Source organism: Anaerotignum faecicola, from assembly GCA_024460105.1.
GTDB lineage: Bacteria > Bacillota > Clostridia > Lachnospirales > Anaerotignaceae > JANFXS01.
Genome location: JANFXS010000008.1, coordinates 55705 through 69579 on the forward strand (window position 1 = coordinate 55705; position 13875 = coordinate 69579).

At 42.3% G+C, this 13875-nt stretch carries 15 protein-coding genes; 13 read left to right on the forward strand and 2 right to left on the reverse strand.

The window, feature by feature from the left end; all coding sequences use genetic code 11:
• Positions 1–87: 87 nt before the first annotated feature.
• Entirely contained in the window at positions 88–2013 is a 1926-nt protein-coding gene (htpG, locus tag NE664_12095; GenBank protein MCQ4727384.1) for a molecular chaperone HtpG, read from the forward strand.
• A 247-nt stretch (positions 2014–2260) separates the two neighbouring features.
• On the opposite strand, the gene NE664_12100 is transcribed toward htpG, so the two are convergent.
• Positions 2261–3280, reverse strand: coding sequence for a copper amine oxidase N-terminal domain-containing protein (locus NE664_12100; GenBank protein MCQ4727385.1), 1020 nt, complete (start codon positions 3278–3280; stop codon positions 2261–2263).
• 1049 nt (positions 3281–4329) lie between these two features.
• Here NE664_12100 and NE664_12105 point away from each other — a divergent pair.
• On the forward strand, positions 4330–4497 hold the full coding sequence (locus NE664_12105) for a toxin-antitoxin system protein (protein MCQ4727386.1): 168 nt from the start codon (positions 4330–4332) through the stop codon (positions 4495–4497).
• A 524-nt stretch (positions 4498–5021) separates the two neighbouring features.
• Here the strand turns inward: NE664_12105 and NE664_12110 are convergent.
• The gene (locus NE664_12110; GenBank protein MCQ4727387.1) at positions 5022–5405 is read right to left on the reverse strand and encodes a desulfoferrodoxin family protein; all 384 of its coding nucleotides are present in this window, start codon (positions 5403–5405) and stop codon (positions 5022–5024) included.
• 669 nt (positions 5406–6074) lie between these two features.
• Between NE664_12110 and NE664_12115 the strand changes: the two genes are divergently transcribed.
• The 11 genes from NE664_12115 to NE664_12165 all read left to right on the forward strand — a co-directional run.
• Positions 6075–6902: a hypothetical protein gene (locus NE664_12115; GenBank protein ID MCQ4727388.1), complete on the forward strand. Its 828-nt coding sequence runs from the start codon at positions 6075–6077 to the stop codon at positions 6900–6902.
• Positions 6903–7239: 337 nt separating this feature from the next.
• Complete coding sequence (locus NE664_12120) at positions 7240–7575, forward strand: hypothetical protein (protein MCQ4727389.1); 336 nt, start codon at positions 7240–7242, stop codon at positions 7573–7575.
• 177 nt (positions 7576–7752) lie between these two features.
• Positions 7753–8988, forward strand: coding sequence for a PBSX family phage terminase large subunit (locus tag NE664_12125; protein MCQ4727390.1), 1236 nt, complete (start codon positions 7753–7755; stop codon positions 8986–8988).
• 7 nt (positions 8989–8995) lie between these two features.
• On the forward strand, positions 8996–10492 hold the full coding sequence (locus NE664_12130; GenBank protein ID MCQ4727391.1) for a phage portal protein: 1497 nt from the start codon (positions 8996–8998) through the stop codon (positions 10490–10492).
• Positions 10480–10905, forward strand: a complete 426-nt coding sequence (locus tag NE664_12135) for a phage scaffolding protein (protein ID MCQ4727392.1) — start codon at positions 10480–10482, stop codon at positions 10903–10905. Before NE664_12130 ends, NE664_12135 begins: the two co-directional genes overlap by 13 nt.
• Before the next feature lie 14 nt (positions 10906–10919).
• Positions 10920–11846, forward strand: a complete 927-nt coding sequence (locus NE664_12140) for a hypothetical protein (protein ID MCQ4727393.1) — start codon at positions 10920–10922, stop codon at positions 11844–11846.
• A 12-nt stretch (positions 11847–11858) separates the two neighbouring features.
• A complete protein-coding gene (locus NE664_12145) occupies positions 11859–12185 on the forward strand; it encodes a phage head-tail connector protein (GenBank protein ID MCQ4727394.1) in 327 nt (108 codons plus the stop codon).
• Positions 12179–12538, forward strand: a complete 360-nt coding sequence (locus tag NE664_12150; protein ID MCQ4727395.1) for a hypothetical protein — start codon at positions 12179–12181, stop codon at positions 12536–12538. Before NE664_12145 ends, NE664_12150 begins: the two co-directional genes overlap by 7 nt.
• A 44-nt stretch (positions 12539–12582) precedes the next feature.
• Entirely contained in the window at positions 12583–13026 is a 444-nt protein-coding gene (locus NE664_12155; protein MCQ4727396.1) for a hypothetical protein, read from the forward strand.
• Positions 12998–13201: a hypothetical protein gene (locus NE664_12160; GenBank protein ID MCQ4727397.1), complete on the forward strand. Its 204-nt coding sequence runs from the start codon at positions 12998–13000 to the stop codon at positions 13199–13201. Before NE664_12155 ends, NE664_12160 begins: the two co-directional genes overlap by 29 nt.
• Positions 13202–13875 (forward strand): phage tail protein (locus NE664_12165; protein MCQ4727398.1); only part of this gene is annotated, 674 nt, incomplete at its 3' end.

Here is a 13875-nt window from a genome sequence, read left to right on the forward strand (position 1 = left end):
ATTTTTTGTTGACATTTTATTTCTTCCTGCTAAAATATATATAGACGCCCAAATTCGGGAAGTATAAATTTACTGGAGGGAATAAATATGACAAATGAAAAAGGCAACTTGTCCATTAACAGCGAAAATTTTTTGCCGATTATAAAAAAATGGCTCTATACCGATAAAGATATTTTTATCAGGGAGCTTGTTTCAAACGGATGCGACGCCGTGACGAAGCTTAAAAAATTATCTTCTATCGGAGAAGCCGACTTGGCCGAAAACGAAAAATTCCGTATTGACGTTACGGTTGACCCACAGGAAAAAACAATAACGGTTTCCGACAACGGAATAGGCATGACGGCCGATGAAATAAAGCAGTATATAAATCAGATAGCTTTCAGCGGCGCAAGCGATTTCCTTGCGAAATATCAAGACAAGCTTGACGAAAAAGGAGAAATAATAGGGCATTTCGGGCTGGGATTTTATTCGGCGTTTATGGTTGCCGACGTTGTCGAAATAGACTCGCTTTCGTACAAAGAAGGCGCCGAGAGCGTAAGGTGGACATGCGGCGGAGGGATCGACTATGAAATATCCGAAGGCGGCAGGACAAAAAGGGGAACGGATATTATACTCCATGTAGGAGAGGACGGCGAAGAGTTCCTCGATCAGGCGGAAATATATAAGGCGCTCAGGAAATACTGCTCTTTCATGCCGGTGGAAATATATTTTGATTTTATCGAAAAAGAAGAGGAAAACAAAAATGAAGATGCGCTGAAGGACGAACAGGCGGACGCTGAAGAAGAAAATACAGAGCCTGTGCCGATCAACCAGGTTAACCCGCTTTGGGTGCAGGCGCCTAAGGATCTTACCGACGAGGACTACAAAAAGTTCTATCATGAAGTGTTTACGGATATGAACGATCCTCTCTTCTGGATACATTTGAACATGGACTATCCGTTCAACCTTAAAGGCATACTCTATTTCCCGCGCATTAATACCGAAATGGACGCCCTTGAAGGGGAGGTTAAGCTTTTCAGCAACCAGGTTTATATTGCGGACAACATAAAGGAAGTAATACCGGAATTCCTGCTCCTTCTTAAAGGCGTGATGGACTGCCCGGATCTTCCGCTGAACGTTTCGAGAAGCGCGCTTCAAAACGACGGGTATGCGGCAAAAATGGGGGCGTATATAACAAAAAAAGTTGCCGACAAGCTGAACGGCATATTCAAGGATTCCAGGGAAGAATACGAAGGTTTCTGGGAAAACCTCAGCCTGTTTGTCAAATTCGGCTGCATGAAGGAAGAAAAGTTTTATGACAAAATAAAAGGCTCGCTTATTTTCAAAACTACAGGCGGCAAGTTTAAAACCCTTGACGAATACCTTGAGGACAATAAGGAAAAACATGAAAATAAAGTTTTCTATGTAACCGATGAAAAACAGCAGGTTCAATATATAAACATGCTCCGCGAACAGTCTATGGAAGCCATTATACTGAACGAAAGGATAGACCTTAATTTTGTTTCGTTCCTTGAATACAAGCATATGGACAAGATTAAATTCGCCCGCGTTGACGCGGACATATCCGATTCGCTCAAAGACGCTTCCGCCGAAAGCGATACGGAGCTTAACGCACAGCTTGAAACGCTTTTCAGAAGCGTTGTAAACGACGATAAACTTAAAGTTACGGCGGAAAGCCTTAAAACGGGCGATATATCGTCAATGATGCTTTTAAGCGAACATTCAAGGCGTATGCTTGATATGATGGAAAATTATAAGGGACAGCCTGAACTGCTTAAAATGTTCGGCGACGTTAAGCCCGAATATACGCTTGTGCTTAACAGGAACAACGGCCTTGTCAAGAAGCTTATTTCATTAAAAGACGGCGCCGGCGATAAAGGGCTTATAGATTTAATCTGCGCGCAGCTTTATGATTTGGCCCTGCTCGGCCAGAAAAAGCTTGAGCCGGATGAAATGGGTAGATTTATTTCAAGAAGCAACGAAATAATGGAAAAAATGCTGGATAAGCAATAAAATTTTAACGGCGCAAAGCGGCGGAATATATCAGGCGGCAGTATATGTTCCGTTAAGGATAAAAAGCCCGCCCCCTTCGGCAGAATTGCAAAGGGGCGGGCTTTTTCGGCGATTGGGGGACCCAAGCGCATGCGTTAGATATTATGCGGGAAAGTATCAAAACTCATATATAAAACTATGGTAAGAGGGGTTGGAAGCCTATGGATTTTATTTAATGCCGTTTGGGGCGTTTTTATTAATTGAGGTTTCAGCCCCGTTTACTTATAACCGCCGTGCCGCCGTTTATTTCCACATCATAGCCGACAAGAGTTTCAAAGATTTTTGCCGGGACGTACATTTTTCCGTTTTCATTAATATATACGGCTTCGTCGGACGTAATCGGGGCCGTCATGCCTACGGCGCCTTTTATTGTCGTGAAAGATACGAACGACGTATCGCCTTCCGATATTTCCATTGCCCTTGTATCGCTTTGTATGGAGGCCGTTTCCGTATCCGCGTTCCACCCCAATTCAAGGCCGAGCTTTCCGCATACTTCGCGCAGTGGGACAAAATGACTGTTTCCTTCGGTTTCAATGCTTATTGAGGCTGTTTCAGAAACAGGCGCTATTTCGTCGTCGGCAGTATCTTTTTCCGGGAGTATTACTATGTTATTGGTATATGTCTGAGCCGGATAGCTTTCCATAATGGAATCATACCATGCAAATATGCGCATGCCTTCTTTGATTTCATCAATGGAGGCTTTATTCCCGTTTTCAAAAAGCGTGACGGAGGCGTCGGCTCCGACGCTTATATAAAGCCCGCCGTTATCGGTGAGTATATAAATGCCGTCGTCGCTTTTTGATACGTTTTCAACAGTTACAAGATTTGCACAGCCCGCATCCATGGGGATGTTTATGACTACTGCTTCGGCAGGAGTCTGCGGAGGGAGGCTCATTGTCATAATGGGGCTGTGGTAAAAATATACCCCGTCGCCTTCTTTTATTTCCGACGCGTCGGTTTTTACTTTTTCGCCGCTGTCAAGAAATACTGTTTCGCCGCTTATATTGTAAACAACAACATTTCCTTTAACGCCTTCCGCTTCGATTGATTTAAGTTCTTCGCCTTCATAGTTGAGCTTTGTGACGGAGCCGTATTCCAAATATCTTTCGGGTATGGATTCTTCATGATGAATCCCGTCGGCATTTACCGGTTCCATGGCGAACGCCGGAGTGCACATTGACATAACGGTCATGCCCATGGCTAACATTTTAAAAAGTTTATTCTTCATATGATTACCTCCTTTTAGTACCGCAAAGAAGTGCGGACGCTGATAAGCGGATTTTTGAGAACTCAAAAATTACTGACCGGGTACCGCAAAGAAGTGCGGACGCTGATAAGCGGATTTTTGAGAACTCAAAAATTACTGACCGGGTACCGCAAAGAAGTGCGGACGCTGACAAGCGGATTTTTGAGTTTTCAGGAATTACTTGCAATAAGTTTTCGTTTTTATAGCTAATCAGACGGAAACGGTTTGAAAATGTTCCCTTAAATATTTTGCGGATTAAATAAAACTTTTATAATAAAATTAAAATCGATAATACAGAGAACATAACTTATAGAGAAAAACAATTTTGCAGATGAATTTTTTAACCGCTATTATGTAAGAATATCGGATTTTAAACGGTTAAATTAATAAGCTGTTGTTAAAGCTTTCGGTGCGCTTATTAATATGGGGCGATAACTGTTTTAAACGCCGGCAATATATCCGTATAATAAAAAAGGAGGTGCGGATTTTGGGATTTTCGGGGGCTTTTAAAAGGATACCGGTTGTTATAAAGGAGAATGGCAATAAGGAGGGATGATTTTTGAAACTGTTTCGGTTAGAGTTGAAAATATGACGGGAAAAGATAAAGACGTGCAGGCATTTTTGCGGCCGAAATGTCCCGCTATGATTTTACGGTTTTAGGTACGGTTTAATTTTAAGAGGCGGGAATACAAAATTTAATTTATTTTACGCCGGCTGCTGTGGGCGGCATGTACGGCGGTTATATGGATTTGACTGGCAGAACAAAAAACCTCTAGATAATATCTAAGAGGTTTTAAAGCAATATGCAGTGTAACGCGGATATTGTCTATAAAAAGATATCAAAATTCAAGACATAATTTTTGGGGTTAAGTTCCGGACTTAAGATCTTTTGCTTTCCAATATCCGCATTACACTGCATATTCAGTTCTGTTTTTGTTAATCCTATTATATACTATTTTATGCCACTATGTCAATAGTAAAATTCATTTTATGCTATAATTTATTATTAGATCAAAGGAGGTATAGTTTTTGTGGAAAAACAAAGGCCTTTAAAAGAAAAAGTTAGCATAACTCTGGACTGTGACATCATAAGGAAAGTTAAAAGCATGGCAGAAAATGACGACAGGTCGTTTTCCCAATATGTAAATCTTGTTTTAAGAAAGCATATTAATGACAAGGATGATAATGGTGTAATGTGAACTGCTGTCCGATAATAGAGGCGGCATTTTTTATTTTGTACTCCACGACGCATGCGGACGGATTTCCGATATACGCAAATTAGTTATATAGGCGCATGCATTATTATCTATATTGCCCTATAGTTTGCGGTTTGATTTTATAAAGGCTTATCAACAGCGTTGTTTTATATGTTCTCGTACATAGGGTTCTTTATCGGCATAAATTCCCTCTTTATTTAACGGAGGTAATATATGCGGCTTAATCAACAATATGGGGAGGGACGCTTTTAAGGCGGCTTTTATAAGCAGTTTGCCTTTTAAAGGCCGCAACGGTTATTTATATGCCGGGTTTTTAAGATAAACAGCGGGATACTGCGTTTAGAGCGTTATATTAGAATTGCGGCGCAGCCGCAATTTGTTTTTGAAGGCAAATATTTGATGCAGATTGAAATTGTTTTGATTTTTGTTTTTAGCGGTTTTTTCCCTGAAAATCCATATATAAGCGAAAAACAGGCGGATATTTCCGCCTGTTTTGATCTGTGATCCTATGCGTTAGCTTTCCATAAACCATGAAGATTGCAGAATTCATATGCCGCAACGGCTTTTTCGCCTTCCAAAAGGGCAAAACAAGCCTCAGGCTTTTCTCCTACTTTAAGCCATTTAACCTGCATACCTTCTGTTGTTTCAAGGCAGATAAATCCGATATGATGTTCTTCAAGCATCGGATGTTCTACGCTTCCGACTTTTACGGTAACCTTCTGGCCGTTTATTTCAATTACGGGAACGTGTTTTTCTGTTGCGGCTTCTATTTCGCCCGGAACCATTTCCTTCATTTTTTCTCCGCAGCATACTACAGGCACGCCTTTGTCATGAAGCTTAACAACAATGTTTTTGCAGTGTTCGCAGTAATAGAATTTTAATTCTTTCATTTTTATTTCCTCCTTTTTTATGCCGGGTTTTTCCCGATGATTTTATATTGTTTCGGCATTTTGCCTTAACAAGCGTGTTTGTTATGTGTCCGTTAAAGGTATATAATACGGTTGGATAAGATGCCGTATAAGTTTTTGCTTTTTTGACAGTTTTAATACCCTTATTTTACGGACGGATATATATTCGAAAGCTGTACTTTGATAAAGCCGAATTTACGGTAACGGACTAAAAATTTTGATTCATGAAATACAGAAAGCTGAAACGCCGCACATATGAAGGCATAATACGGATATTTGAACTATGTGGCGACGGCAAGGAATATATACTGTAAAACGCATGTGTGCCGAAGCGTTTTTCAGTAATATCCAAAATCGGATCGGCAGTATATTTTCAGAATAATATTAAACAAATATATCATACCTTGAAATGTGGACAAGTGCAAGTATAATATTCGTTTGATTTTTGGGATGGTTTTGGACAGTCAGGGTTAATGTGGTTTTTAACGGCAGGACATTGGAACGGAAAGAATTTGTAAAATGTGACAAATTGTAGAAAATATTTGAAATGTGTAAAAAAATATTGAAATAAGAGGGTTATTTAACTTAATATAAGTGTATTGTTTAAGCAAACGGTTTAAGTATGTTTTGGTTTGAAAGGAGTCGGATATTATGAAAAAGTTTTTGGCAGTCCTTATTTCGGCTTTTATGGTATTTGGGACGGCGGCGACTGCAATGGCGGGACAAGGAGAAAGCGAAAAGAGCCGTATATTGAGATATGTTGACGAAAGGCCGGATGAGTTCGGCGGCTGCTACTATGTGGGAAAGGAGCTGCATATAGCGCCGTTGGAAGGGAACGAGGAAGAGGCCTATTCGCTTATAGGAGGAGCGAGAACGGCAAGGATTGACGCTGGGTTTACGGTTGTTATAGACGAGCCGGCGGAGTATTCATATGATGAGCTGGAAACGGCGTTTGAAGGGCTGAGGGAGTATTGGGATGAATTCGATTTAACGGAGACATCTTTTAATGTAGACACAAACAGCCTTTATGTGGCCTCTGACAAGGAATGGACAGAAGAAAGGGAACAGGCGGTAAAAGACGCTGTTGGGGTACAGAATATTGAATTTGCCATATATTATCCCGAGCCTTGGACTGAAGATGACAGCTATGGAGAATACAAACCTGTTGACTATAATATTAAAGATGATTTTAAAATTAAAAAATCTGTGTATTATATTAAAGAGAATATATTTTATGTTGAGTCTTTAGAAGAGTGGACGGAAGAAAGAAAGCAGAAGTTCAGGGAAAAGCTTGAATACAGGGACATTACAAGTCCCGAGTATGTTCCGTATGAAGAATTTGACTTTGACAGCCTTATTATAATATATGGATTGTCGCCGTTAAGAGAACAAATGGGGCTTGCTTTAGATGACGAGGAGGCAGACGAAGATTTTTTTCAGAATATGGAATTAAAGCCCCAAAAGATATCGGTGAAGTAAGGTATGGATATGAAATAAGAGATATTGATGTTTCAGACGGCTTTAATTATATGAAGTCAACTTTGGGGTCAATTACAGTTGATGAGGATAATGTTGTATATTATATGTTACAACAGCCCATAACGGTGTTGGAATCGGAAATCGCTTTGAAGCCCAAAATTATGATGAAGAAGCCGGAGCGGTTACATATTATGATTTAGGAACAGTTGAAGATTTGGAAATTGGGGATCAGAAAAAATGAGATATAGCGATAATACGTCAATACGATATTAGTGAAGTTGTTCCTATAAGCGAAAGCCAGAATGGCCTTGATGTTATTGAGTACAGGAACGATGAATTGAAGAAAGGGGCTACAGGCATAATCGACGGACATTTAAATCAACCTCTTGTTGTAGTTAGAAATCCAAGGAAAGATATAGAATGGTTACCGCAAAGTGGAGGTTCTATGGTATTCAAGGATATGATAGAATTGGAAGAATTAGTATATAAAACGGATGAAGGCGACAGCGGCGGGGCATTCCTGATTGATGAATTCAGCGATATTGACGGGACAGTTATAGATTATTTTATAGGAGGAATTTATAAAGGCCGTAAAACTTCAACTAATCGATTAATTGCTACGCGTTGGGATTCCGTAGTGGATCGTTTTGGGATAGACTATAAAGAATTTTAAAAGGATTTAATATAAGGGTAATTTTGTTTGCTAGATAATCTATAGGCCTCCTTTTTTGTAAAGGCGGTTATTTTTTTGAAAAATTGGAAAATTTTTAAAAAGGGTAACCAAACGGGGGTACTTTTATGCTTTAATGGCATTGTGGAGGAGCAGGAAAGGGGGCATGAGCGGAAGTTTATGGAAGTAAGCTTAAAAAGCCTTGTATCGCCGCAGTTTTATCCCGTACACTGGGACATTAAGGAAAACAAATATACCCATTACTGGCTTAAAGGCGGAAGGGGAAGTGCGAAAAGCTCGTTTATTTCAATAGAAATTGTTTTCGGTATTATGAAATACGAAAATGCAAACGCCGTTGTGCTGAGGAAAGTTGGGCGGAATATAAAAGACAGCGTTTATGAACAAATAGGCTGGGCTATAAAAGTTTTAGGCGTTGACGACCACTGGCAGGGGAAGTTAAGCCCGCCTGAATTTGTTTACGTTCCTACAGGGCAGAAAATATTATTCCGTGGGGGCGACGATCCGAAAAAAATTAAGTCCACCAAATTCAGCAAAGGGTTCTGCAAATATATATGGTATGAGGAAACGGACGAGTTTTTCGGAATGGACGAAATAAGGGCCATAAATCAAAGTTTAATGCGCGGGGGCGAAGGCTTCTGCGTTTTTTATTCCTTTAATCCGCCTAAAAGCCAAAGTTCATGGATTAACGAAGAAGCGCTTATAAAAGAAAAGGGAAAAAAAGTTTACCACAGCACATATCTCGACGTGCCGAAGGACTGGCTTGGCGAACAGTTTTTTATCGAAGCCCAAAGGCTTAAAAAAGTTAACCCAGAGGCATACCGGCACGAGTATATGGGGGAAGTTACGGGAACGGGCGGCACGGTTTTCAGAAACATAACCCTTAGGGAAATAACTGACGGTGAAATTGCGGTTTTTGACCATACCGCAAGGGGCCTTGACTGGGGATATGCCGTGGACCCGTTTCATTATACTGTCAATCATTTTGATAAAACAAGGCGTAGGCTATACATTTTTTATGAAATCCATGCCGTTAATGTTTCCAACAGGAAAGCGGCGGAGCTTATTAAAAAAGAAAATACCGCAAACGCCGTTATCACCTGCGACAGCGCCGAGCCTAAAAGCATTGCGGAGATGAGCGGATACGGCCTTAGGGTGGTGGGCGCGAAAAAAGGACCCGACAGTGTGGATTACGGCATAAAGTGGCTCCAGGACCTTGAGGAAATAATAATCGACCCCGAAAGGTGCCCGTATACGGCGGCGGAATTTTCCAAGTATGAGCTTGAACGGGATAAAAACGGCGTTTGGAGCGCAAAGTTCCCTGACAAAAACAACCACTCGATTGACGCTGTGAGATACAGCAGGGAATCGGATATGATTAATATTAGGGTGAGGTGATTTTTAATTGACAGAAACGGAGTTAATAAACATGCGCATTACTGCCGAAGCCGGACTCAATAACAGCAGCATTATTAAAACGCTGATTGACGAGGACGTTTTGAGCAGGAAAAAAGAAAAAATGGCCGAAGGCGAGAGGTATTATGTTGGGGAACATGATATTTTGAACAAGGATTTCAGAAACAGCTATCTTTCATCAACTGTGGAAAGCCCCGAAGGCACGGAAAGAGAGCGGCATGAGATTTTCCGAAACCCAAACAGAAGCAACCAGCATAATGTTAACGCCTTCCATGCAATATTGGTGGATCAAAAGGCCGCATACCTTGTGGGAAGGCCGCCGACGGTTACTGTTAACGGCGCGGAAAGGAGCCCGAAGCTGAGACAGTTTGAAGATATTATATCTTCCGCGGCAAAAGAAGAATTTAACGAGGTTTTTTACAACATGGTTGTGGGCGCCAGCAACAAAGGAACCGAATTCCTCCACTTTTATTACGACGGCGGCGACCTTAAATACACCATTGTGCCGTCCGAAGAAATAATACCGGTTTATGACACCGAATATGAAAAAGATCTGATTGAAGTAATACGGTACTACACAATTACGGTGATTAAAGGTAAAGACAGGGTTTTAAGAAAAAAAGTCGAATGGTGGACAAAAGACACCGTTACATATTTTATTGAGGACGAACGGGGAAACTTCATTTTGGACAGAAACGCCGGGCGAAACCCGACGCCGCATTTTTGGGAAGTTAAAAAAGTTAACGGGGTTGAAACCGAAAGGCAGGCACATTCATGGGGACGCGTGCCTTTTATTGTGCTTAAAAACAACACAAGGGAAACGACGGATCTGCAGAAGGTTAAAAATCTAATTGACGGATATGACCTTATTTCCAGCCAAGGTACAAATGATTTATTGGATCTTGTGGCCTTATTTTGGTCTATACAAGGCTACGGCGGCGAAACGGCCGGCGCTATTGCGAGAAAATTACAGGTTAACAGGGCGGTCAATATTTCGGACAGCAGCGGCGCGATTAGCGCAAGCCAGGTGGATATACCCGTCGAAGGACGGCTGTCATGGCTTAACATGCTGAGGCGCGACATATTCAGGTTCGGAATGGGCGTTGATACGGACAATGAGAAGCTTGGCAATGCGTCGGGCGTTTCGCTTAAATTCCAATACACACAGCTGGATTTGAAGGCAAATTCCATGACGCCTATGCTTAAAAAGGCTATCAAGGACTTTTTCTGGTTTATAACCGAGGACGTCAACAGGAAAAACGGAACCGATTTTGACAGCAGCCTTATAAGCGTCGCCATCAACAAGACTATGATTACGAACGATTATGAAATCGTTGAGATGATCGGCATGTCGAAAGACCTTGTATCCCATAAGACTCTGCTTGCAAGGCACCCGTTTGTTGACGACGCCAACGAAGAGATTAAAGAATTCTTGAACCAGGAGGAAAAAGAAGAAAAGGAGGAAGCCGAAAAATGGACGAATTAAGCGAGATTTTTCAAAATACCCAAAGTTTTGAAGAGCTTGAGGAAAGCGTGAAAGGATTTATTGAAAGCGGTTTTGTGCCGAAAAGCGAGTTTGAAGCGCTAAGCGGCGAATATGAGGGGTACAGGGCCAAGCACGAGGCGGCAATGAAGGAAAACGCCGTTGATAACGCCATACTTAAAGCCGGAGGCAGAAATACAAAGGCAATTAAGGCCCTTATAAACATGGACGACGTAACGATTGGCGAAAACGGCGAAATTAAAGGCCTTGATATTGAGGCTGTAAAGAAAAGCGACGGATACCTTTTTAATACTGTTGAGACGCTTACCGACGGGACCGGTTTTGCAAAGGGGACGCTGGGAAATGAAAAAGGCATATTAAAAGAAATAGCCGACGCTATGGGAATTAAAAAATAAGGAGGACACATTAAATGGCAAATATTATCGAATACGCAAGTTTGTTTGAAGCAAACCTCGATTTGCTTGCAGTACAGACGCTTAAAACAGGATTTATGGATACTAATTCGTCGCAGATCAGGTATAACGGCGGCAGTGAAGTGAAGGTTCCGGTGCTGAAAGTACAGGGGCTTGGAAATTACTCAAGGGAAAACGGATATGTAGACGGCAGTATCAACCTTGAATACCAGACCCTTACAATGAGCCAAGACCGCGGCAGGAAATTCCTTATAGACGCAATGGATGTTGACGAAACAAATTTTGTGGCTACGGCGGGCAATATCATGGGCGAATTCCAGCGCACAATGCTTGTGCCGGAAATTGACGCGTACAGGATCGCAAAGCTTGCCAAAACCGCTATTGATATTGAGGACAACGAATGTGTCGAATACGGATATACAGTCGCTTCGGATACGATTATCCCAAAAATTAAAGGGGCGGTTAAAAAACTGCGCGAAGCGGGATATGACGATGAGGAACTTGACATACTTGCCACATATGACGTTGTGGCGGCGGTTGAGGAAGCGGCTTTCGGAAAGCTTAATTCGGTTTCATTTTCTCAGGGAGGCATTGACACACAGGTTCCGGCAATCGACGGATGCCCTGTTATAGCAGTGCCGCAAAGCAGGATGTACACGGAGATTAAGCTTTACGACGGTTCGACTTTGGGGCAGGAACAAGGCGGATTTACAAAGGGCGACGCGGCCAAAGCAATCAACTTTATTATTGTTGCGAAAAGCACGCCGATTGCCGTTACGAAACAGGATAAAATGAGGATTTTTACGCCAGATACATACCAAAAGGCAAACGCATGGAGCATTGATTACAGGAGATACCATGATTTATGGGTTATGGAAAACAGGAAAAATTCCATTTTTGTAAACATTAAAGACGCCGAATAAAGGAGGCGGCATATGACTGGGCAAAGGGAAGCCGTTAAGGCGATACTAGGCATAAAAGACGGAAGCCTTGATGCGGAGATTGACATTGCCGTTGCGGAGGCTGAGGAATTTATATGCTGCTACTGCAACATTAAAGAAGTGCCCGAAGGGCTTAAAAGGGTTGAGGCGGCTATGGCGGCTGAAATATACAGGGAAAGATGTATCGGAAAAACGGAAAAAAGCGGGGGCATTAAAGCCGTTTACGAGGGCGATGTGAGCGTTACGTTCGGCGACGGGAAAAACGCTTTCCTTGACGATTTCAGCGAAAGGCTCAACAGGTACAGGAAGGCCGGGTGGTGAGTTTGAACATGATTGGAAATATTGCGGGCAGGCTGTACCGTCATAAATGCGATGTTATTGAAATGAAAAGCCAAAAAGGGGAAATAAACAATACAATGCCCGTGACAGTTTTGGAAAATATACCGTGCAGGATATCTTTTTCATCATCGCCCGCAAACTCAAGAGGGAAGGAAGTTTCCTCAACAGGCCAAAAGGCAAGGCTGTTTTTGGCGCCGGATGTTAATATTAAGGCCGGGAGCCGTATTATTGTTTCCGGAGAGGGTTTTAAAACCGAATATGAATGTGCCGGGACGGCCGCCGTTTATGAAAGCCATCAGGAAATAGATATAATTTTAAGGAAACAGTTTGCGTAAAAATAAGGGAGGAGGGGCGGGTTAATTGGAAAAGGAGGGATTATTTGACTGCGGCGAATATTATACGCGGCATTGCCGCAAAGCTTAGGGGGGTTTATCCTGAAGATTATTATGCCATATATACCGAAAGCGTACAGCAGGACCTTTTCAGGCCTTGTTTTTTTATACTGCTTAAAAGCGAAGAACGTAAAAACGAGTTGGGCAGGCGGTTCAGGCAGAAATACAGGTTTAATATTATTTACTACCCCAGCGGAAACGGCGGCGACAACGAAGAATTTATTGCCGTCGGCCAGACTTTGGGACATGAACTCAGGATTATAAAGGCAAAAGGCGACCTTATAAGAGGAAAGGCCGTAAGCTGCAAGGCTGACGGAGGACGGCTTGTTTTTGATATTGAATATACTTTGCATTTGATTGAAGAAGCCGAGGAATACGAAAAAATGCAGGAGGTAAGCGTTTATGGAAAAACGGGAAGTTATGGAAAATGAAGAAAAGACCGAAGCCGTTAAGGAAACAAAATTTACAAAGGAACAGATTTTAAAATGCGCCAGGTATTCCGGGAAACGGGATATACTGAGCGTTATTCTTAACGACGGGGAAAGTTACGGTCACAAGGAAATACAAAATGCGGTTGAAAAGTTTTTGAAAGGAAAGGTGGATTAAATGGCATTAGGCGGAGGAACATTTTTAACGCAGAATAAAGTTATACCGGGGGCGTACATCAACTTTGTAAGCGCGGCGAGGAGCACGGCGGCTTTAAGCGACAGGGGATACTGCGCTATGGCCATGGAGCTTGACTGGGGCGTTGACGGCGAAGTGTTTACCGTTGAAAGCGGCGACTTCCAAAAGGACAGCATGGCCATATTCGGTTATGACTACACAAGCGGCAAGCTTAAGGGGCTGAGGGATTTATTCCTTAACGCCAAAACCCTTTACTGCTACAGGCTCAACAGCGGCGAAAAGGCGTCGAACGATTTTGCGGAGGCTAAATACAGCGGCATAAGGGGAAACGACATTACAATCGTTATCGCAAAGAACGCCGACGATGAAAGCAAGTTCGACGTTACTACAAAGTTTGACGGGAAGGAAGTTGACATGCAGACTGTCGGAAAAGCCGGCGAACTTTTGGAAAACGGATATGTAAAATTTAAAGGGGGAGCCGTGTTGAGCGAAACGGCGGGGACGGCCCTTTCAGGCGGGACAAACGCCGAAAGCGTTACGGGATCCGAATATCAGGAGTTTCTTGACAAAATCGAAAGCTACAGTTTTAATACCCTCGGATGCTTAAGCACGGAGGAAACAATAAAAGGCCTTTTCGTATCCTTCACAAAAAGGCT